We start from the raw sequence: 23,966 nt of genomic DNA, 5'->3' as shown, positions 1-23,966 counted from the left end.
GCCGTTACTGGCCGGCGGTCACCCGCAGGATGCGGGCCTCGGCGCGCTCCTTGCGGTCCTGCTCGTCGAGCTGCGGGTAGGCCGGGCAGCCGAAGACCCGCTGGAACGGTGCGAAGGTGTCCCACTCCGGGCGCCGCCGCATCTCCTGCGCGACCGCGTTGTGCTCGCTCCAGAAGTCGCCGCCGATCAGCCGGATCAGGTACCGCTCCAGTGCTTCGCGGGAGGTGGTCCGCCCGGCGTCGGCCGCCACCGCCACCAGTTCGCCGTCGTAGAAGGCGTGGATGAGGCGGATGTAGGTGTCGTAGCCCGTCTTGAAGTAGTTCGCGTACTCCTCGATGAGCCGGTCGGCGTCGGCCGGGTTGTTGAGGGCGGCACTGATCGTCTCGGCGGCGCGCGCCGCGGTCGACGCCGCGACCAGCACACCGCCGGAGAACATCGGGTCACCGAAGCAGCCCGCGTCGCCGACCATGACCCAGCCGGGGCCCGTGACGGTGTCCGCGTGGTAGCAGTAGTCGGTCTCGATCCTGAGGTCCGTGGCCGGGGTCGTCCCGGTGAGCCGCGCGGTGATCCGCGGCACCCGGTTCAGGTGCTCGTCGAAGGCCTCCTGCGGCGTGCCCTTGCGGAACACGTCACGCGGCATCACGGTGCCGACGCTGATGACGTCCTTGGAGATGGGGATCGCCCACACCCAGCCGTCGTCGTGCGCGCCGACCTGGATGTCACCCTCGTTGCCCAGGTTGTGTCGCTCGTCGAGGCCCGAGTAGTGGCGGAACACCCCGACCATGCGGAGCTTCTCCAGCGTCTTGCGCAGCCCGAACCTGTTCGCGATCCGGCCGGCCCGGCCGCTGGCGTCGATCACGTAGGACGCGTCGATCCGGTGCTCCTCGCCGTCCTTCTCGTACGTGACACCGGTGATCCGCTCGCCGTCGAGGAGAAGGTCCTTCACCGGCGTGCCCAGGTGGATCTCGGCGCCGGCCTTGCCGGCCTCCTCCACGAGCATCGCGTCGAACCGGGCCCGCTCGACCTGGAACGCCCGGTCGAAACGCCCCTCGCCCTGGAGGCTGAAGTCCGCCCGGAAGACACCGGAGAAGAACTTCGTCTCCGTCGGGTCGATGAACTCGCCGCCGAACTTGGGCACATAGCCCTTGGACTCCAGCGCCTCCCGCAGCCCGATCCGGTCGAACAGGCCCATCATGTACGGCAGCAGAGACTCGCCGATGTGAAACCGCGGGAACTCGTCACGTTCCAGGAGCACGACGGAGTGGCCCTGGCGGGCCAGCACGAAAGCACTGACCGCCCCCGCCGGTCCGCCGCCTATGACCACCACGTCAGCCGTCTTCTTGGCCATTCTGGTTTCCTTCCAGCCTTTGTCTCGGATTGCGGATGGTGCTGTCTCCGGAAGCCGCTCAGGAGAGCCCGGGCAGGTCCCCGGAGAGGATCTGCGCCACCAGGGCCCGGTGTTCGTCGTCGTCGACGACCGTGCGGGCGCGTTCGCGGCCGTCGCGGACCGTCAGGTACCGGCGGCCCTTGAGCACGACCTGGCCGTTGTCGAAGGTCCGGCCGTACAGCCCGCCCTGCGGATCGCCGTCCGGCGCGGGAGCGATGGCGCGCATGCCGGCCTCTACCGCCTTCCAGTCGTCCCACCGTCGTTCCTGGAGCCGGAAGGTGTAGACGACACCCCAACGCCCGGCGCGTGCGCGCCGCTGCAGCGCGTACGCGCCGTCGCCCTGGTCCACGAGCCGGAACTGGCTGCCGTACTGGGTCTGCACCGCGTCGGTGACAAGGAGCGGTTCGAGGTACGAGGGTCCCGGGTAGCCGGCGTCGACGAGCCACTCGGCGCCGTCCAGGGCGACCCGGATGAACATGTGCTCCACCTCGGTGCCGTAGTTCTCCCAGCCCTCGGCGGTGCTTGCCGCCAGCAGCGTGACGTCATAACCCAGTTCGCCCAGGAGACGGAAGAACAGACGGTTCATCTGGAAGCAGGTGCCGCCGCGCCCTTCGAGAACGACCGTCCGGAACATCGCGTCCTCGTCGAGTTCGACGAGTTGGATGCCATCGGCGGAAATCTCGACCGTTTCGATGCTGTACGGGATCGCCATGAGGTGCCGCTTCTGAAGCCTGCGCAGCGTCTCGATGCTCGCCTTTTCCTCTCCGTCGCAGCCGATGCGCCGGAGATACGCCTCCGCGTTGAACACTGCCTGGGCTCCTTTCGCCGTTCGTTTCCGCCTTGTGGTTCGTTTCCGCCTTGTGGCTGGTGCCGGATTCCTGTCACACGGCGACCCCCGGGAGACCCGGCGCTTCCTCACCGAAGAACTGCCCGTACACGTGGGCGGCGACCAGCGCCGGCGTCGGGTAGCTGAAGACCAGTTCGGGCGTGAGCTTGATACCGAGCGACTTGCTGATTCTGTTGCGCAGTTCGAGCGCGGTGAGCGAGTCGAAGCCGATCTCGAAGAGGCCCTGGTCCGCGTCGATCAGCTGGGTCGCTGGGTAGCCGAGGACGATTCCCACCTCGGTCCGTACGAGGTCGAGGAGGGCCGTCGTCCGTTCAGCCGGGGACAGTCCCACGAGTTGTTCGGTGAGCCGGGAACGCTCGTCGCCCGAAACACTGGGCCGCGCCGCCTTCCGCCGGGCCGCGACCAGCCCGAGAAGGAGTGGGGGAGTCTCGCGGCCCGCGGCGGCATCGGCCCGCAAGGCGCGCAGGTCGAGCTTGGTCGGGACGAGCAGGGAACGGTCGCTGTGCAGGGCGGCGTCGAACAGTTCCAGGGCTTCCGCGGACGTCATGGGCTGTACTCCACCGAGCCGGTTCAGCCTTCTCTGGACTACCTCGTCGGTGTGGCTCGCCCCCATACCCGTGTCCTGCAGCCACGGGCCCCAGGCAAGGGACAGTGCCGGCAGGCCGTCAGCGCGACGCCTGGCCATCAGACCGTCCATGTAGGCATTGGCAGCGGCGTAACTGCCCGTACCAGCACCCATGAAGATCCCCGAAACGGATGAATACACGACAAACGCGTCGAGGTCCGGGGCGAACACCCGGGTGACCTCGTCCAGTTGGCGTGTCGCTGTCACCTTCGCCGCGAACACTCGCTCCAGACTCTCCCGGTCGATCTCACCGATGACTCCGGCATCGATAAGGCCCGCGGTGTGAACGACGGCAGAGAGCCGGTGCTTCACCCTGGACGGCTCGGTCAGCCCGGACAGCAGAGTCCGCAGCGCCTCCGAATCGGCCACGTCGCAGGCCGGGACAGCGACCGACTCGGCGCCCAGTGCCTGGAGTTCGGCGACCAGATCTCGAGCGCCGTCCGCGTCCGGACCACGCCGGCTGGCCAGGACGAGATGGCGAATGCCGTGCTTGGTGACAAGGTGACGGGCCAGCATCGCACCGAGAGCGCCGGTGCCGCCGGTCACCAGGACTGTGCCCTCCGGGTCCAGCACCGCACCGCCAGGCGAGGCGGCCGACGCCGGAACGCCGACCCGGGTGAGCCGGGGAACATGGAACCCTGCGCCACGCAGCGCGATCTGGGGCTCACCAAGCGCGAGAACAGTACCCAACAGTGCACCGAGGGCGGTGTTCTCAGGGGTCTCTGCCGCTTCGGCGGCTGGGCCGGCTTCGTCGGCTTCTGTGTCCAGCAGGACGATCCGCTCCGGGTGTTCCGCCTGGGCGGCGCGCACCAGTCCCCACACCGCGGCGCCGGCCGGGTCGGTGACGGTCGCGTCGCCTCCCGCGGCCACGGCGCCCCGCGTGACCACCACCAGCCGTGTACTTGCGAAGCCGCCACCCGCGAGCCACGTCTGGACGGCCTCCAGGACCCGGTCGGTCAACTCCAGCGGGCTGACGTCCGAGCCCTTGGTGGCGGCCGTCAATATCACTGCCTCGGGTGTGCCGGACACCCCGGTCAGCACCTCGTCGGCCAGTGTGGCCACCTCTTCGGCGGACGTGACCGACACCCAGGACGACACCGGCATGGCTGTACGCGTGCTCACGGCCGGCAGTTCGGTCCAGTCCACCCCGAACAGCGCGTCGCGGCTGTGGTCGGCCGTCGTCCGGCTCAGTTGCTCGGCCGACACGGGCCTGGAGATCAGCGACCGCAGGCTGAGCACCGGAGCACCCGTCGAGTCGGCGGCCTCGAGAGACAAGGTGTCGTCGACGGACCGCGCGATCCGCACGCGCAGCTCGGAGGCACCGGCGGCGTGCAGGCGCAGCCCCGTCCAGGCGAACGGCACGGGTATGCCGGCTCCTGTGCCGGCGTGGTCCTCGTCCGCCGGGTGCGCAAGCACCACGGCCAACGTGCCGGAGTGCAGGGCGGCGTCCAGCAGCGCGGGGTGAATGCCGAAGCGACTCGCGTCGCCGCGCTGGTCGTCGGGCAGAGCGACCTCTGCGAACACTTCTTCGCCACGCTGCCACACCGCACGTACACCCTGGAAGGCCGGACCGTAGCCGTAACCCGCCGCTGCCAGCAGATCGTAGCCACCCTCGACCGGAAGCTGCTCGGCGCCGACCGGCGGCCAGACCGAGACATCGAAGTCGGCCATGTCCGCACTCCCGGCCAGGGCCGCTCCCAGCCGGCCGGTGGCGTGGCGGGTCCAGACGTCGCTGCCGTGATCCCCGGCGGTGTCCTCGGACGCCGAGTACACGGTGACGGCGCGGGTACCGTCCTCGTCGGAGCCGCCGACGGCGACCTGGACGCGGACGCCGCCCTGCTCGGGGACGACGAGCGGCGCCTCGATGATCAGCTCCTCCAGCGTGCCGCAGCCGACCTCGTCACCTGCCCGCACGGCCAGTTCGACCAGTCCGGTGCCGGGCACGAGAACGGTGTCGCCGACAGCGTGGTCGGCCAGCCATGGGTGGGTACGGAGTGACAGCCGGGAGGTGCACAGCACACCGCCGGTCTCGGGCACCTCGACGAACGCGCCGATCATGGGGTGATCGATGCCGGTCAGACCGAGCGAGGCGACATCGCCGCCCGCGCCGGTGCCGCCCGCCGGGAGCCAGTAGTGCTGGTGGTCGAAGGCGTACGTCGGGAGGTCGAGGTGCGCGGCACCCGCGACCGGCAGCATTCCCGCCCAGTCGACCGCCCCTCCGTGTACGAAGACTTCGGCGGTCGCGGTGAGGAGGGTCTGCGCCTCGGAACGACCGTCCCGCAGGGCGGCGACGCAGGTCGCCCGCTCACCGGCCGACTCGGCCACCACACCCGACAGGGCGGCGCCCGGGCCGAGTTCGATGACAACCACATCGCCGTCGCTGGCTGCAGCCGTGACGCCGTCGGCGAAGCGGACGGGACGGCGGACGTGGTCGACCCAGTACTGCGGGTCGGTGAGCTGACCGGGCTCGGCAAGCCGCCCGGTCACGTTCGACACCACCGGGAACTCCGGCTCCGACCACGACACCTGGGACAAAACGTTCGCGAACTCGGCCAGCATCGGCTCCATCAGGACGGAGTGGAAGGCGTGCGAGACGGTCAGCCGCTTGGTCTTACGACCCTGCTCCCCCAGCTTCGCCGCCACCGCCAACACGGCATCCTCGACACCGGAGACGACCACCGACGCGGGGCCGTTGACCGCCGCCAGACCCACACCCTCACCCAGCAGCGCCTCGACTTCCGCCTCCGACGCCGCCACCGCGACCATCGCACCACCCGACGGCAACGCCTCCATCAACCGCCCACGCGCCGCCACCACCACCGCCGCATCCGCCAGCGACAGAACCCCCGCCACATGAGCCGCCGTGATCTCACCGATCGAATGGCCCATCACCGCATCCGGCCGCACACCCCACGACTCCACCAGCCGGAACAACGCCGTCTCCACCGCGAACAGACCAGCTTGCGTGAACACCGTCCGACTCAGATCACCGGCCCCACCCAGGACCACATCCCTGACCGAGTGCTCCACCCAGCCCGACAACTGACCGTCCAGCACGGCGCAAGCCTCGTCGAAGGCTTCCGCGAACACCGGGTACCGGTCGTACAGTTCACGGCCCATCCCCACCCGCTGCGAACCCTGCCCCGGAAACACCACCACGACCTTCGCCGCCTCGGACGACGAAGCACCGGCCGTCACCACCCCCGCAGCCGACTCACCCCGCGCCAACGCACCAAGCCCGGTAAGGGCGTCCTCGCGCGAACCGGCCACCACCACCGCACGCTCCGACAACACCGCCCGCTGAACAACCAGCGCACCCGCCACGTCCGGCAGGGCGCCGGTGTGCTCCGCGCCGACGAACGACGCCAGCCGCTCCGCCTGACCCGCCAGGGACTGGGCACTCTTCGCGGACACCACCAACGGCACCACGCCGTCATCGCTTCCGACCAGCCCCGGCTCCACGGGCTCCGTCTCCGGTGCCTGCTCAGGCTCCAGTGCCTGCTCAAGCTCCAGTGCCTGCTCAAGCTCCGGCGCCTGCTCCAGGATCACGTGCGCATTGGTGCCGCTCAGGCCGAAGGAGGACACCGCCGCCCGGCGCGGCCGCTCGACCTCCGGCCAGGCGCGAGCCTCGGTGAGCAGTTCGACGGCGCCGGCCGTCCAGTCGACCTGCGCGGAGGGCGCGTCCACGTGGAGGGTCGCGGGCATGACGCCGTGCCGCAGCGCCTGCACGGTCTTGATCACGCCGGAGACACCTGCGGCCGCCTGGGCGTGGCCGATGTTCGACTTCAGCGAGCCCAGCCAGAGCGGCCGTTCGGCGGGCCGGCCGCGCCCATAGGTGGCGAGCAGGGCCTGTGCCTCGATCGGGTCGCCGAGTACGGTGCCGGTCCCGTGGCCCTCGACCAGGTCGACGTCGGCCGTCGACAGGCCGGCCGCCGCGAGGGCCTTGCGGATGACGCGCTGCTGGGAGGGACCGTTGGGGGCGGTGAGGCCGTTGGACGCGCCGTCCTGGTTGACCGCGCTGCCGCGCAGCACGGCCAGGACGGGGTGACCGTTGCGGCGAGCCTGCGACAGTCGCTCCAGTACGACGACTCCCGCGCCCTCGGCCCAGCCGGTGCCGTCCGCGGCGTCCGCATACGACTTGCAGCGGCCGTCGGACGCGAGCGCCCGCTGCCGGGAGAACTCCATGAACATGCTCGGGCTCGACATCACGGTCGAACCGCCGGCCAGGGCGAGCGAGCACTCGCCCTGCCGTAGCGCCTGGGCGGCGAGGTGGAGGGCGACGAGGGAGGACGAGCAGGCCGTGTCGACGGTAACCGCTGGTCCCTCGAACCCGAACACGTACGAGATGCGGCCCGACGCCACGCTCGCTCCGGTGCCGGTCAGGGCGAAGCCGCCCAGTTCCGCGGGCACGTTGCCGCCCGCGTAGTAGTCGACGCCCATGATGCCGTTGAACACGCCGACGTCCGCGTCCTTGAGCGTGCCCGGATCGATGCCGGCCCGCTCCATGGCCTCCCACGACGTCTCCAGGAGCAGACGCTGCTGTGGGTCCATCGCCGTGGCCTCGCGCGGGGATATCCCGAAGAACGCGGGGTCGAAATCCCCGGCCTCGTGAAGGAAGCCGCCCTGGTCGACGTACGAGGTCCCCTCGTGCTCGGGGTCGCTGTCGAAGAGCTCGTCCAGACCCCATCCGCGGTCGTTCGGGAAGCCGGACACGCCGTCCCGGCCCTCGGTGACCAGCCGCCACAAGTCCTCGGGGCTCGCGACACCGCCGGGCAGGCGGCAGGCCATGCCGACGATCGCCACCGGATCGTCCGGGTCGTGCGCGACCGCGGAGGCCGGCGTCACCGGGCCCGCCGCGGTGAGTGCGGCCCCTGTCCCGTCCAACTCACCGTGCAGGAAACGCGCCAGGGCGAGCGGGGTGGGGTAGTCGAAGACGACCGTGGCGGGGAGGCTGAGGCCGGTGGCCTCGCGAAGGCGGTTGCGCAGTTCGACCGAGGTGAGCGAGTCGAAGCCGGCGTCCTTGAACGCCCGTTCCGCCACGACTTTCGCCGTACCCGCGTGGCCGAGAACAGCGGCGACACGGGTACGGACGAGGTCCAGAAGCAGCGCCTCCCGCTCGGCGGGCGCGAGCCCGGCCAGCCGTGCGGCGAGCCCGCTGCCGCCGTCCCGCGCCGCCCCGCGCGCCGCCTGCCGACGGGCCGGCCGCACCAGGTCGCGCAGCAGCGGCGGCACCCCGGCGCCGGCATTGGCGGCCGCGCGCAGGGCGTGCAGGTCCAGCTTGGCCGGGACGAGAAGGGAACGGTCACTGTGCAGGGCGGCATCGAACAGAGCCAGGCCCTCGTCCGCCGACAGGGGCTGCACACCGCCGCGCCGGTTCATCCGGCTCCGGGCCAGCTCGTCCAGGTCGGCGCCCATGCCGGAGGACTGCTCCCACGGTCCCCAGGCGAGGGACAGGGCCGGCAGGCCGTCGGCGCGACGCCTGGCCATCAGGCCGTCCATGAATGCATTGGCAGCGGCGTAGCTTCCCGTACCCGCGCCCAGGAAGACAGCCGAGACGGAGGAGTAGACGACGAACGCGTCCAGATCCGGGACGAGTTCGCGCGTGAGCTCGTCCAGCTGCTGAAGGGCGGTGACCTTCGGCGCGAATGCCCTGGCCATCCGCTCGGGGGTGATGTCGCCGATCACCCCGCCGTCGAAGACGCCCGCGGCGTGGACGACCGCGGTGAGCCGGTGCCCGGCCCCGGAGAGCTCGGTGAGGAGGGCGGCCAGAGCCTCCGGGTGGGTCACGTCACACGCCGGGACATCGACCGACTCCGCACCCAGGGCTCGCAGTTCGGCTACGAGGTCGCGGGCACCGTCCGCCTCCAGGCCGCGCCGACTGGTCAGGACGAGGCGGCGGATGCCGTACCGGGTGACCAGGTGACGGGCAAGCACCGCACCGAGAGAGCCGGTGCCGCCGGTCACCAGGACGGTGCCCTCCGGGTCCAGCACCCTGCGGGCGGGTGCGGGCACCGACACGTCGGCCCCAGCGAGCCGGGGGACGAGGAGCTTGGTACCACGGACTGCGAGCTGGGGTTCAGCGGCGGCCAGTGCAGCGCTCAACTCGCCTTCAGAGGAGGGTAATTCGGTGTCGATGAGCACGATCCGGTCGGGGTTCTCCGCCTGCGCGGCCCGGACCAGGCCCCAGACGGCGGAGCCTGCGGGGTCAGTGAGCGCCGCGTCGCCCCCGGCGGCGACGGCTCCCCGGGTGCGTACGACGAGGCGGGAGGCGTCGTCGAGCGTCTCGTCGGCCAACCAGGCCTGAACGGCATCCAATACGCGGCTGGTGAGTGCGTAGGGGCTTTCGGTATCGGCGTCGGTGTCACCGTCGCTGACGGCCTCGACGACGGTGAACTGCGGCAGGGCGGACGGCGTCTGAGTCTCCGGAGCTGGAGCCGGGGCGGGCAGTTCGGTCCACTCGACCGTGAACAGTGAGTCACTGCCCGGTGCGGTGCCGGCCGCGGCCTCCAACTGCTCGGCGGAGATGGCCCGCGAGACCAGGGAGTCCAGCCTGAGGACGAGACCGCCCGCGTCGTCGACCGCCTCCAGGTCCATGGCGTCGGGCGCGAGTTGCACGACCCGCGTCCGGATGGAGGAAGCTCCGGCGGCGTGCAGCGCCAGACCTTTCCAGGCAAACGGAAGCCGTACCACGGGCTCGTCGGCCACCGTGTCGTCCGGAACCCGGCCGCGGAGAGCGGCGGCCTCGTTGAGCATGCTGGAGTGCAGGGCGGCGTCCAGCAGTCCCGGGTGGATACCGAACCGGGCGGCGCTGTCGCGCAGTTCCTCCGGCAGGGCGACCTCGGCGAAGACCTCCTCGCCGCGCCGCCATACAGCACGCACGCACTGGAACGACTCCCCGTACGCGTAGCCCACGCGCGCGAGCAGGTCGTAGCCGCCGTTGATGTCCATCGGCTGGGCGCCGGGCGGCGGCCAGGCGGCGAAGTCGAACTTCGGAGCAGGCGCGGCGAGCGTCGTCGGCGCCAGCGTTCCGGACGCGTGCCGGGTCCACACACCGGCTCCGTCGGCCGCATCGGCCTCGGCGTCTTCGCGGGCGGAGTACACCTCGACGGTACGTGCGCCGTTCTCGTCGGGGCCGCCGACGGCGACCTGGACGCGGACACCGCCCTGCTCGGGCACGACGAGCGGCGCCTCGATGACCAGTTCGTCGAGCGTGCCGCAGCCGACCTCGTCGCCGGCCCGGACCGCCAACTCGACCAGCCCGGTACCGGGGACGAGGACGACCCCACCGACAGCATGGTCCGCGAGCCAGGCGTGCGTGCGCAGGGACAACCGCGAGGTGAAGACCAGACCGTCCGACTGCGGAAGCCTCACCACCGCACCGAGCAACGGGTGATCGGCCTTGCCCTGCCCGAGCGAGGAGACATCGGTGGCAGGGGTGGCCGGGAGCCAGTAGTGCTGGTGGTCGAAGGCGTACGTCGGGAGGTCGAGGTGCGCGGCACCCGCGACCGGCAACATTCCCGCCCAGTCGACCGCCCCTCCGTGTACGAAGACCTCGGCGGTCGCGGTGAGGAGGGTCTGCGCCTCGGAACGACCGTCCCGCAGAGCCGCGACACACGTCGCCCGCTCACCGGCCGACTCGGCCACCACACCCGACAAGGCCGCACCCGGGCCCAGTTCGATGACAACCACATCACCCTCGCCGGCTGCAGCCGTGACCCCGTCGGCGAAGCGCACCGGACGGCGGACGTGATCCACCCAGTACTGCGGGTCGGTGAGCTGCCCCGGCTCGGCAAGCCGCCCGGTCACGTTCGACACCACCGGGAACTCCGGCTCCGACCACGACACCTGGGACAAGACATTCGCGAACTCGGCCAGCATCGGCTCCATCAGGACGGAGTGGAAGGCGTGCGAGACAGCCAGCCGCTTGGTCTTACGACCCTGCTCCCCGAGCTTCGCCGCCACCGCCAACACGGCATCCTCGACACCCGACAGCACTACTGACGCAGGACCGTTGACCGCCGCCAGACCCACACCCTCACCCAGCAGCCCGGCGACTTCCGCCTCCGACGCCGCCACCGCGACCATCGCACCACCCGACGGCAACGCCTCCATCAACCGGCCACGCGCCGCCACCACCACCGCCGCATCCGCCAGCGACAGGACACCCGCCACATGGGCCGCGGTGATCTCACCGATCGAATGGCCCATCACCGCATCCGGCCGCACACCCCACGACTCCACCAACCGGAACAACGCCGTCTCCACCGCAAACAACCCCGCCTGCGTGAACACCGTCCGACTCAAATCACCGGCCCCACCCAGGACCACATCCCTGACCGGATGCTCCACCCAGCCGGACAACTGACCGTCCAGCGCCGCGCAAGCCTCATCGAAGGCTTCCGCGAACACCGGGTACCGGTCGTACAGTTCACGGCCCATACCGACCCGCTGCGAACCCTGCCCCGGAAACACCACCACCGTACGAACCGAACCCCCGGCGCTGCCCCTGACCACACCAGCACTCGACTCACCTCGCGCCAGCGCACCAAGCCCCGCCAACGCCTCCTCACGCGAACCCGCCACCACCACCGCACGCTCCGACAACACCGCCCGCTGAACAACCAGCGCACCCGCCACGTCCGGCAAAGACACGCTGTCCGACGATTCGAGCAGGGAGGCGAGGCGCTCGGCCTGTCCGGACAGTGAATCCGCGGAGGCCGTCGAGATCACCAGGGGCGCTGCGCCATCACTGTTGGCGGGCTCTGCCGGTTCCGTCTCGGGTTCCGGTGCCTGCTCCAGGATGATGTGCGCGTTCGTCCCGCTGACGCCGAAACCCGAGACGCCCGCCCGGCGCGGCCGGTCCGTCTCCGGCCACTCGCGTGCCTCGGCCAACACCTCCACCGCGCCCGCCGACCAGTCGACCTGCGACGACGGGGCGTCGACATGCAGCGTCGCGGGCAACATGCCGTGCCGCAGCGCCTGCACCATCTTGATCACACCGGAAACACCCGCAGCCGCCTGCGTGTGACCGACGTTCGACTTCAACGAACCCAGCCACAAAGGCCGTCCAGGCTCACGCTCCTGACCGTACGTCGCCAACAGCGCCTGCGCCTCGATCGGATCGCCGAGCACCGTACCCGTGCCATGCCCCTCGACCACGTCCACATCAGCCGTCGACAGGCCCGCGTCGGCGAGTGCCTTGCGGATCACGCGTTGCTGGGAGGGTCCGTTGGGCGCCGTCAGACCGTTCGACGCACCGTCCTGGTTGACCGCCGAGCCACGGACGACCGCCAGCACCCTGTGGCCCTTGCGCCGGGCCTCGGACAGCCGCTCCAGGACCACGACACCGGCGCCCTCGGCCCAGCCCGTACCGTCCGCGGCATCCGCGTACGACTTGCACCGGCCGTCGGAGGCGAGACCGCGCTGCCGCGAGAAGTCGATGAAGAGACCAGGAGTGGCCATCACGGTCGCGCCGCCGGCCAGCGCCATCGAGCACTCCCCGCGACGCAGGGCCTGGACGGCGAGGTGGATGGCGACCAGGGACGACGAACAAGCGGTGTCCAGCGTGACCGCGGGGCCCTCGAAGCCGAACACGTAGGAGACCCGGCCCGAGGCCACACTGGCCGCCGCTCCCGTGCCGGTGAAACCCTCCAGTTCGGGGGGCACGTTGCCACCCGCGAAGTAGTCGACGCCCATGATGCCGCTGAAGACACCGACATCGATTCCCATCAGGGTCTCGGGGTCGATCCCGGCGCGCTCCAGGGCCTCCCACGAGGTCTCCAGGAGCAGCCGCTGCTGCGGATCCATCGCGAGGGCCTCACGCGGGGAGATCCCGAAGAGGGCGCCGTCGAACAGGCCCGCCTCGTGCAGGAACCCGCCTTGGTCGACGTACGACGTGCCGGTCTTCTCCGGGTCCTCGTCGAACAGGCCGTCCAGGTCCCAGCCTCGGTCGGCCGGGAAGCCGGACACACCGTCGCGGCCCTCGCTGACCAGCCGCCACAGGTCATCCGGACTCGCCACACCACCGGGCAGGCGGCAGGCCATGCCCACGATCGCGATCGGTTCCCGTGAGGCGTTGACGAGTTGGCGGTTGCGCTTCTTCAGCGAGCCGACCTCTTCGAGCGACTTCCGCAGCGCCTCGACAAGCTTCTCGTATGAAGTACTCACTTAGCTGTCCTCATCAGTAGGTACTGCATCAGCCTTCGAGGTCCTCGTAGCTGTCACCGAGCGCCAGTTGAACGAGGTCGTCGACGTCAAGACCGGCGAGCGTCCCCGGTCCGTCGGTCTCGTCCGGCTGCCCGGCAGCGGGTGTGGCAGTGTCGAGAGCGGCCAGCTCGACGAGGGCGTCCAGCAGTCCGGCCTCCCGGATCCGGGCCAGTGGGAGGGAGGCCAGGACATGCCGCAGCCGCTCTTCGTCGACCTCCGTTCCGCTCTTCGCACCGTCCGGGAGGAGTTCGGCGTGTACGTGGCGGGCCAGCGCGAGCGGGGTCGGGTAGTCGAAGACCACCGTCGCGGCCAGGTTGAGGCCGGTGGCCTCACGGAGTCGGTTCCGGAGCTCGACCGAGGTGAGCGAGTCGAAGCCGGCGTCCTTGAACCGCGTACCGGCCACGACCCCCTCCGGACCGCTGTACCCCAGCACCGTCGCCACATGGGTGCGAAGGAGGTCGAGGAGCACGGCCTCTTGCTCGGCCCGCGCGAGCCCGGCCAGCCGGCGGCGCAGGCCGTCACCGCTGTCACCGGACGCGGCTCGCACCACCTGGCGGGTGCCTCGGACCAGGCCCCGCAGCAGGGGCGGCACGCCGCCGCCCGTCGCCGACTCGGCGTGGACAGCCCGCAGGTCCAGATCGATCGGCACGAACAGCGCTCGGTCACCGCTCAGTGCCGCATCGAAGAGGGCCAGACCCTCCTTCTGCCGGAGCGGCACGATGCCGCCGCGCCGGTTGGTACGGGTGCGATGGGCCACCTCGGTTGCCGCGGTCATTCCGGCGGTCTGCTCCCACGGGCCCCAGGCGAGTGACGTGCCCGGCAGCCCCGCCGCCCGCCGCCGGTGAGCCACCGCGTCCACATAGGCGTTCGCCGCCGCATAGTTGCCCTGACCGGCCGAACCGAACAACCCGGACGCGGACGAGAACACCGCGAACACCGACAGGTCCATGCCCCGAGTCAGCTCGTCCAAATGCCCCACAGCCGCGACCTTCGGCCCGAACACATACGCCAGCCGCTCCGGCGTCAACGCACCGATCACACCGTCGTCCAACACACCAGCCGTGTGCACGACCCCAGTCAGCGGATGCTCCGCCGACACCGAACCGAGGAGCGCAGCCATCGCGTCCCGGTCGGCCACGTCGCACGCCGCCACCGCCACCGACTCCGCACCCAACTCCCGCAGCTCGGCGACCAGTTCCGTCGCACCCTCCGCATCCGGGCCACGCCGACTCGCCAGCACCAGATGACGAGCGCCGTACTCGGACACCAGGTGACGAGCCACCACAGCACCCAACGAACCCGTACCACCGGTCACCAGCACCGTGCCCCCGACAGCCGGAGCAAGACCCCCTCCCGACTCGACGACGGCTGCACGCACCAGACGCGGCACGGACAACACCGAACCGCGCCTCGCGAGCTGCGGCTCACCGCCGGCCAGCACCACGCTCAAGTCGCCCTCGAAGGCACTGTCTTCGGTGTCGAGGAGGACGATTCGATCGGGGTTCTCGGCCTGGGCGGACCGGATGAGGCCCCAGACGGCGGCGCCGGCCGGGTCGGTGACGTCAGCGTCGCCGCCGGCCGGCACCGCGCCCTGAGTGACCACCACCAGCTTGCCGCTCTCGAAGGCCGGGGCTACCAGCCAGGCCTGGAGTACGCCGAGCACGCGGGCCGTGAGTCCGAGTGCGTCATCGTCCTCCGCGGCGACCGCTCGTACGACCACTGCCGTCGGCGCTTCGTCCCGGGCGCCGAGCGCCGCCACGTCGGCGGCGGTGGCGACCGGTGCCCAGGACGGCACCGGCGCGGCCGTACGCGTGGTCGCGGCGGACAGCTCGGTCCACTCCACACCGAACAGGGCGTCGTCGCCCGCCGCACCGGCCGCCGCTTCCAACTGTTCGGCGGAGACCTCCCGGAACACGAGCGAGTCCGTCGTCAGGACGAGGCCGCCGGTCTCGTCGGCCGCCTGCAACGACACGGCGTCCGGCCCGGACGGCGCCACCCGCACCCGCAGTGCCGAAGCTCCGGTGGCGTGCAGCGCCAGGCCGTTCCAGGCGAACGGCAACACGGTCCGGGACCGGTCCGCTCCGCCGGGGGCGTCGACCGGCGTCACGAACCCGTTGGAGTGCAGGGCTGCGTCCAACAGGGCGGGGTGGATGCCGAAGCGGGCTGCGCTGTCGCGCTGTTCCTCCGGTAGGGCGATCTCGGCGAAGATCTCCTCGCCGCGCCGCCACACCGCGCGCAGGCCCTGGAACGCCGGGCCGTACGTGTAGCCCACCCGGATCAGCCTCGCGTAGAAGTCGTCGACGTCCACCTCGACGCGCTCGGCGCCGGGCGGCGGCCAGGCGGCGAAGTCGACCGTCGCGGCGCGCACGGCGGTCTCCCGCACCAGCCGGCCGGTGGCGTGGCGGATCCATACGTCGGCGCCGCTGCTTTCCGTGCCCTCGTCGCGGGTCGAGTAGATGTCGACGGCGCGTGCGCCGTTCTCGTCGGGGCCGCCGACGGCGACCTGGACGCGGACACCGCCCTGCTCAGGCACGACGAGCGGCGCCTCGATGACCAGTTCGTCGAGCGTGCCGCAACCGACCTCGTCGCCGGCCCGCACCGCCAGCTCGACCAGCCCGGTACCGGGGACGAGGACGACCCCACCGACAGCGTGGTCCGCGAGCCAGGCGTGCGTGCGCAGGGACAACCGCGAGGTGAAGACCAGACCGTCCGACTGCGGAAGCCTCACCACCGCGCCGAGCAGCGGATGCGCCGTACCGGCGAGGCCGAGCGCGACGGCGTCGACCGCAGGAGTGGGGCGGAGCCAGTAGTGCTGGTGGTCGAAGGCGTACGTCGGAAGGTCGAGGTGCGCGGCACCCGCGACCGGCAGCATGCCCGCCCAGTCGACCGCCCCTCCGTGTACGAAGACCTCGGCGACTGCCGCGAGAAGGGTCTGCGCCTCGGAACGACCATCCCGCAGAGCCGCGACACACGCCGCCCGCTCACCAGCGGACTCCCCCACGACGCTCGACAGGGCGGCGCCCGGGCCGAGTTCGACGAACACCACATCGCCGTCGCCCGCCGCGGCCGTGACGCCGTCGGCGAAGCGGACGGGACGGCGGACGTGGTCGACCCAGTACTGCGGGTCGGTGAGCTGACCGGGCTCGGCAAGCCGCCCGGTCACGTTCGACACCACCGGGAACTCCGGCTCCGACCACGACACCTGGGACAGCACAGCAGCGAACTCGGCCAGCATCGGCTCCATCAACACCGAATGGAAGGCGTGCGAGACAGTCAGCCGCTTGGTCTTACGACCCTGCTCCCCCAGCTTCGCCACCACCGCCAGTACGGCGTCCTCGACACCCGACAGCACTACTGACGCAGGACCGTTGACCGCCGCCAGACCCACACCCTCACCCAGCAGCCCGGCGACTTCCGCCTCCGACGCCGCCACAGCGACCATCGCACCACCCGGCGGCAACGCCTCCATCAACCGGCCCCGTGCGGCCACCACCACCGCCGCATCCGCGAGAGACAGGACACCAGCGACATGAGCCGCGGTGATCTCACCGATGGAGTGGCCCATCACCGCATCCGGCTTGATCCCCCACGACTCCACCAACCGGAACAACGCCGTCTCCACCGCGAACAACCCCGCCTGCGTGAACACCGTCCGACTCAGATCACCGGCCCCACCCAGGACCACATCCCTGACCGGATGCTCCACCCACCCCGACAACCCACCGTCCAGCGCCGCACATGCCTCATCGAAGGCTTCCGCGAACACCGGGTACCGGTCGTACAGTTCACGGCCCATCCCCACCCGCTGCGAACCCTGCCCCGGAAACACCACCACCGTGCGAACAGCCGAGACCCCGTTGCCCGTCACCAAGCCCGCAGCCGACTCACCCCGCGCCAACGCACCAAGCCCGGCAAGGGCGTCCTCGCGCGAACCGGCCACGACCACCGCACGCTCGGACAACACCGCCCGCTGAGTGACCAACGCACCCGCGACAGGGGACAGCGACACTTCCTCATCAGCGAGGAAGGACGCCAACCGCTCCGCCTGCCCGGCCAGCGCACCCGAGCTCCGCGCCGACACCACCAACGGCACCGCACCACCGACCACATCCACCGTCGGTTCAGGCTCCAGCGCCGGCTCAGGCTCCGGCGCCTGCTCCAGGATCACGTGCGCGTTCGTCCCGCTCACGCCGAAGCCCGAGACACCCACCCGGCGCGGCCGGTCCGTCTCCGGCCAGTCCCTCGGCTCCGTCAGGAGTTCCACCGCCCCCGTCGACCAGTCCACCTGCGACGACGGAACGTCCACGTGCAGGGTGGGCGGCATCACGCCGTGCCGGAGCGCCTCCACCATCTTGATGACGCCGGCGACACCGGCCGCCATCTGGGTGTGGCCGATGTTCGACTTCAGGGAGCCCAGCCAGAGGGGGCGCTCCGGATCGCGATCCCGCCCGTACGTCGCCAGCAGAGCCTGCGCCTCGATCGGGTCGCCCAGGACCGTGCCGGTCCCGTGGCCCTCGACCACGTCCACGTCCGACGTCGACAGACCGGCGTTGGCGAGAGCCTTGCGGATCACCCGCTGCTGCGAAAGCCCGTTCGGCGCTGTCAGACCGTTCGACGCGCCGTCCTGGTTCACCGCTGAACCCCGTACGACCGCCAGCACCCGGTGCCCGTTCCTGCGCGCCTCCGACAGACGCTCCAGTACGACGACACCCGCACCCTCGGCCCAACCCGTACCGTCCGCTGCATCCGCATACGACTTGCACCGGCCGTCGACCGCCAGGCCCCGCTGCCGCGAGAACTCCACGAAAGTCCCCGGCGTCGCCATCACCGTCGCGCCGCCGGCGAGGGCGAGCGAGCACTCGCCCTGGCGTAGCGACTGTGCGGCCATGTGCACCGCGACGAGCGACGACGAGCAGGCCGTGTCGACGGTCACCGCCGGGCCCTGCAGGCCGAGCACGTACGACACGCGGCCGGAGGCGACGCTGCCCATGCCGCCGGTGCCGGTGAAGCCCTCCAGTTCGGCGGGCACGGTTCCGCCCGCCCCGTACGCCTGACCCATGACGCCGAAGAAGACACCGGCGTCCGTGCCCTTGAGTGAGCCCGGGTCGATCCCGGCCCGCTCCAGCGCCTCCCACGATCCTTCGAGAAGCAGCCGCTGCTGGGGGTCCATCGCGAGGGCCTCGCGCGGCGAGATCCCGAAGAAGCCCGCGTCGAACAGGCCCGCGTCGTACAGGAATCCACCCTGGCTCACGTACGACGTACCGGCCCGGTCCGGGTCGGAGTCGAACAGGCCCTCGACATCCCAGCCTCGATCGTCCGGGAAGCCGGACATCGCGTCCCGGCCCTCGCTGACCAGCCGCCACAGGTCCTGCGGGCTCGCCACACCGCCCGGCAGGCGGCACGCCATGCCCACGATCGCGATCGGCTCGTCGGGGTCGGCGAGCGGGCCCGGGACCGGTTCGTCGGCGACCGGCGCCGCGCCGGTCGCCTCGGCCAGTTCGCCGTGCAGGAACCGGGCGAAGGCGAGCGGGGTGGGATGGTCGAAGACGACCGTGGCGGCCAGCTTCAGACCGGTCGCCTCGCGCAGGCGGTTGCGCAGCTCGACCGAGGTGAGCGAGTCGAAGCCGGAGTCGCGGAACGCGCTCTCGGTCCGGACGCTCTCGGGCGCCGGGTGTCCGAGCACGGTCGCCGCGTGCGCCCGGACGAGTTGCAGCAGCAGTGCCTCCTGCTCGTCGGGCGCGAGCCCGGTGAGCCGGGCGGCGAGCCCGCCACCGCTCGCCCCTGCCGCCGCCCGTGCCTGCCTTCGGCCGGTGTGCACCAGGCCGCGCAGCAGGGTCGGGATGCCACGGCCCGCCGCCGCGTCGGCGCGCAGCGCCCGCAGGTCCAGCTTGGCCGGAACGAGCAGGGCGTCACCGGTGCGCAGTGCCGCGTCGAAGAGTTCCATGCCCTCGGCAGGGGTCATCGGCAGTACGCCGCCTCGCCGGTTCATCCGGCTTCGGGTGAGGTCGTCCATGCCGGCCGCCATACCGCCGGCGGTCTGCTCCCAGAGCCCCCAGGCCAGTGAGGTGGCGGGCAGGCCCGCCGCCCGGCGCTGGTGGGCGATTGCGTCGAGATAGGCGTTGGCCGCCGCGTAACTGCCGGTGCCCGCGCCGAGGAAGACGGACGAGACGGAGGAGAAGACGACAAACGCCTTGAGTTCCGGGGCGAGTTCGCGGGTCAGTTCGTCCAGGTGCCGGACGGCCGTCACCTTCGGTGCGAAGACCTCCGCCACCCGGGCCGGGTCGAGCGTGCCGATCACACCGGCGTCCGCGATACCCGCGGTGTGCACGACAGCGGTCAGCGGGTGCTCGGCCGGTATCACCGCGATGAGCGCCGCCACCGCGTCGCGGTCGGTGACGTCGCAGGACTTCACCATGACGTCGGTCGCGCCGAGTCCACTCAGCTCGGCGACCAGCTCGTCCGCTCCGGCGGCGGCGCGGCCTCGGCGGCTGACGAGCAGCAGGCGCCGTACGCCGTGGTTCACGACGAGGTGCCGGGCCAGGATGCCGGCCAGCGAGCCGGTACCGCCGGTGATCAGTACGGTGCCGTCCGGGTCCAGGTCCGTCGGCGCCTGTGTCCGCCCCGCGGCGGAGGCGCGGGCGAGCCGCGGGATCGAGAGGGCCGCGCCGCGCACGGCCACCTCGGGTTCTCCTGAGCCGAGCACCGCCCCGAGCACGGAGTCGAGTCCGCCAGGCAGCCCCACGGTGACGTCGCTGGGGTGATCCGGATCGCGGGTGAGGTCGGCGGCCCGGATCTCCGGATCGAGGTCGAGCAGGACGATCCTGTCGGGGTTCTCGGTCTGCGCGGCGCGGATCAGGCCCCAGATCGCGCCACCGGCAGGGTCCGTGACCGCGCCCTCGGGTCCGGCGCCCACCGCGCCCCGGGTCGCCACGACCAGTGTGACCGCGTCGAGGCCCGGAACGGCCAGCCATGTCTGCACGGCCGCGAGGACCCGGTTGGTCACATCCACCGGAGTGTCGTCGGCCACCGTGACGGCCCGCAGCAGCACAGCGGTCGGCAGCTCGCCGCCTGCCGCCACCGCCTCGGCCAGCGCCGTCACCTCGCCCGCGCTGGACACCGCGGCCCAGGACGCGATCTCGGCCGACGTGCTCTTGTCGCCGGGCAGTTGCGTCCACTCGACACGGAACAGCGCGTCGTCGGCCGGAGAACCGGCACCGGCTCGCACCTGCTCGGCGGTCAGCGACCGTAACTCCACCGCGTCCGCCGTCAGAACCGGACCACCTGCCTGGTCGACCGCCTCGAACGACAGGGTCCCCGGCCCGTTGGGCACGATCCGCGCCCGCAGCACGGTCGCGCCGACCGCGTGCAGCCCCAGTCCGTGCCAGACGAGAGGCTGCCGGAGACCGTCGCCGCCCGCGTCCCCGTCGGCGGTCACGGCCTCCAGGAGTACGGGATGCAGTACGGCGTCCAGCAGGGCGGGGTGCACGCCGAACCGGCCCGCCTCCTCCCGCTCCTCATCCGGTACGGCGAGCTCGGCGAAGGTCTCGTCGCCGCGCCGCCACAGCGCCCGTACGCCCTGGAAGACCGGGCCGTACGCGTAGCCCTGGCCTGCCAGATCGGAGTAGAGCTCGTCCGTCTCGACGCGTCGGGCGCCGGGGGGCGGCCATGCGGTGAAGTCGAAGCCGGGAGCGGAAGTGGTGTCGGTCGCCGTGAGGGTGCCGGTGACGTGGCGGGTCCAGGCGTCGGTGCCGGTGTCGCCGGTGGCGTCTTCACGGGTCGAGTAGACGGCGACGGTACGGGCTCCGGTCTCGTCCGGTCCGCCGACACTGACCTGGACACGGACACCGCCCTGCTCGGGCAGCACGAGCGGCGCCTCGATGACCAGTTCGTCGAGCGTGCCGCAGCCGACCTCGTCGCCGGCCCGGAGAGCCAGCTCCGCCAGGGCGGCAACGGGTAGGAGGACGGTGTCGCCAACGGCGTGGTCCGCGAGCCAGGGGTGGGTACGGAGCGACAGCCGGGAGGTGCAGAGCACACCGCCGGTCTCCGGCACCGCCACCACTCCCCCGACGAGCGGGTGGTCGGTACCCGCCAGGCCGAGAGAGGCGGCGTCACCAGCCGGACCGAGGCGGAGCCAGTAGTGCTGGTGGTCGAAGGCGTACGTCGGGAGGTCGACGTGACCGTTGGCGGCACCGTCCGGCAGGACCCCGGTCCAGTCGACGGGCACACCCCGCACGAACACTTCGGCCATCGAGGTCAGCAGTCGGCGCAGGCCGCCCTCGTCACGGCGCAGCGAACCACCCACCACCGCCTCGACATCCGCCTGGTCGACGATCTCGCTGACCGGCTGGACCAGGACGGGGTGGGCACTGGCCTCCACGAACACCGTGTGACCCCCAGCCAGGAGATCGGCGATCGCCGGACCGAAGCGGACCTGACTACGCAGGTTGCGATACCAGTAACCACCCTCCAGAACACCCGCCTCCCGCACCCACCCACCGGTCACGGTCGAGTAGAAGGGAATCAGGGGGGCCTGAGCACGGATGTCGGCGAAGGCCTCACCCAGCGTCTCCTCGATCGCCTCGACATGCCGTGTGTGAGAGGCGTAGTCCACCGCGACCCGACGCACCCGCACACCATCCGCCGCCAGGACCTCCAGCACCTCATCCAGGGCTTCGGCATCACCCGCGATGACCACCGACGCCGGACCGTTGACCGCCGCGACCTCCACCCGGCCCGCCCAGCGCTCCAGGCGCCCGACGACGTCGGCCTCCGGCAGTGCCACCGAGGCCATGCCACCCCGGCCCGCGAGGCTCCCGGCGATGACCTGGCTGCGCACCGCCACAATCCGGGCAGCGTCCTCCAACGACAGCGCGCCCGACACGCACGCGGCGGCGATCTCGCCCTGCGAGTGACCCACCACCGCATCCGGCACCACACCCACCGACGCCCACACCGCAGCCAGACCCACCATCACCGCGAAACTCGCCGGCTGCAACACATCCACCCGCTCCAGCAGTTCAGCCGGAACATCACCCCGCAGCACATCCACGAGCGACCAGTCGACCCAACGATCCAGCGCCGCCGCGCACTCGGCGATCCGCTCCGCGAACACCGGTGAGGAGTCGAGGAGTTCACGACCCATACCGGCCCACTGCGAACCCTGACCCGGAAACACCAACACCGTCCGACCAGCAGCCACACCACCACCAGTGACAACGACAGGACTCGACTCACCCCGCGCCAGCGCACGCAACCCCGCCAGCGCCTCACCCCGCGAACCGGCCGCCACCACCGCACGCTCGGACAGCACCGCCCGCCGCGAAGCCAGCGCCGCCGCGAGATCCGGCAGTGACTCCTCACCCGCCTCTATGAAGGAGACGAGCCGCTCCGCCTGGCCCGCCAGCGCACTGGGGCTCTTCGCCGACACCACCAGCGGCACCACACCACCGGTCACCACCGAATGCGCCTCCTGCGCCACGGCCGGGGCCTCTTCCAGGACCAGGTGCGCGTTCGTCCCACTGACGCCGAAGGACGACACACCCGCCCGGCGTGGCCTGCCCGTGACCGGCCACTCCCGCGCCTCCGTCAGCAGCTCGACCGCACCCTCCGACCAGTCCACCTGTGAAGACGGGGCATCGACGTGCAGCGTGGGCGGCAGCACGCCGTACCGCATCGCCTGCACCATCTTGATCACGCCCGCCACACCCGCAGCCGCCTGCGTATGACCGACGTTCGACTTCAACGAACCCAGCCACAACGGCCGCCCGGGCTCACGCTCCTGACCGTACGTCGCCAGCAACGCCTGCGCCTCGATCGGATCGCCGAGCACCGTACCCGTGCCATGCCCCTCGACCACGTCCACATCAGCCGTCGACAGACCCGCGTCGGCGAGCGCCTTACGGATCACCCGCTGCTGGGAGGGGCCGTTGGGCGCCGTCAGACCGTTCGACGCACCGTCCTGGTTCACCGCCGAACCCCGTACCACCGCCAGCACTCGGTGCCCGTTGCGGCGCGCCTCCGACAGCCGCTCCAGGACGACCATGCCCGCGCCCTCGGCCCAGCCCGTACCGTCCGCGGCATCCGCATACGACTTGCACCGGCCGTCGGCGGCAAGGGCGCGCTGGCGCGAGAACTCCATGAACATGCCTGGGCCGGCCATCACGGTCGCGCCGCCGGCCAGCGCCATCTGGCACTCCCCGCGCCGCAGTGCCTGCACGGCCAGGTGCATGGCCACGAGCGAGGACGAGCAGGCCGTGTCCACAGTGACGGCCGGGCCCTCGAAGCCGAACACGTACGAGATTCGGCCCGAGGCCACGCTTCCGGTGGTGCCGGTTCCGGTGAAGCCTTCCAGTTCCGGCGGGATGGGGCCGCCAGTGGCGTAGCCCTCGTTGATGACACCGACGAAGACGCCGACGTCCGCCCCTTTGAGCCCCGTTGCGTCGACGCCCGCCCGCTCCATGGCCTCCCATGACGTCTCCAGCAGCAACCGCTGCTGCGGGTCCATCGCCACCGCCTCGCGCGGCGAGATCCCGAAGAAGCCCGCGTCGAAGAGCCCGGCCTCGTGCAGGAACCCGCCTCGGGTCACGTACGACTTGCCGCTCTGCTCGGGGTCCTCGTCGAACAGGCTCTCAAGGTCCCAGCCGCGGTCGGTGGGGAAGCCGGAGACGCCGTCCTGGCCCTCGGCGGCCAGTCGCCACAGGTCCTCGGGGCCGGCGACCCCGCCCGGAAGCCGGCACGCCATTCCGACGATCGCGATCGGCTCCGACTTCTCGGCCTCAAGTTCCAGCACACGCTGCTGGGAGCGGCGTGCCTCGGCGAGGACGCGCTTGAGATAGTCGCGAAGCTTGCTTTCATCCGCCATTGAGGTTCGGCTCCTAGAGGCTGTGGCGTCGGGTCAGCGG

Annotated in this window: 3 protein-coding genes and 1 pseudogene; all 4 read right to left on the bottom strand. The window is 71.3% G+C overall.

Going from position 1 to position 23,966, the window contains the following annotated elements; all coding sequences use genetic code 11:
• Positions 1-4: 4 nt before the first annotated feature.
• Positions 5-1,348: an NAD(P)/FAD-dependent oxidoreductase gene (locus PV734_RS09635; protein ID WP_319090956.1), complete on the bottom strand. Its 1,344-nt coding sequence runs from the start codon at positions 1,346-1,348 to the stop codon at positions 5-7.
• 58 nt (positions 1,349-1,406) lie between these two features.
• Complete coding sequence (locus PV734_RS09630; protein ID WP_319090957.1) at positions 1,407-2,195, bottom strand: arylamine N-acetyltransferase family protein; 789 nt, start codon at positions 2,193-2,195, stop codon at positions 1,407-1,409.
• Positions 2,196-2,334: 139 nt separating this feature from the next.
• Positions 2,335-13,005, bottom strand: a pseudogene (locus PV734_RS09625) (type I polyketide synthase); the annotation flags it as partial.
• Positions 13,006-13,054: 49 nt separating this feature from the next.
• Positions 13,055-23,926 carry a type I polyketide synthase gene (locus tag PV734_RS09620; protein ID WP_319289250.1) on the bottom strand — a complete coding sequence of 3,624 codons (10,872 nt, stop codon included), beginning with the start codon at positions 23,924-23,926 and terminating at the stop codon, positions 13,055-13,057.
• Positions 23,927-23,966: the final 40 nt, after the last annotated feature.

It is taken from the genome of Streptomyces sp. AK08-02, assembly GCF_033795085.1.
GTDB lineage: Bacteria > Actinomycetota > Actinomycetes > Streptomycetales > Streptomycetaceae > Streptomyces > Streptomyces echiniscabiei.
This window is presented reverse-complemented; position numbering and strand designations above follow the sequence as displayed.

What these genes read in the sequence shown, in the direction of transcription:
- PV734_RS09635 (WP_319090956.1), bottom strand. Translation starts at nt 1,348, where the DNA reads ATGGCCAAGAAGACGGCTGACGTGGTGGTCATAGGCGGCGGACCGGCG.
- PV734_RS09620 (WP_319289250.1), bottom strand. Translation starts at nt 23,926, where the DNA reads ATGGCGGATGAAAGCAAGCTTCGCGACTATCTCAAGCGCGTCCTCGCC.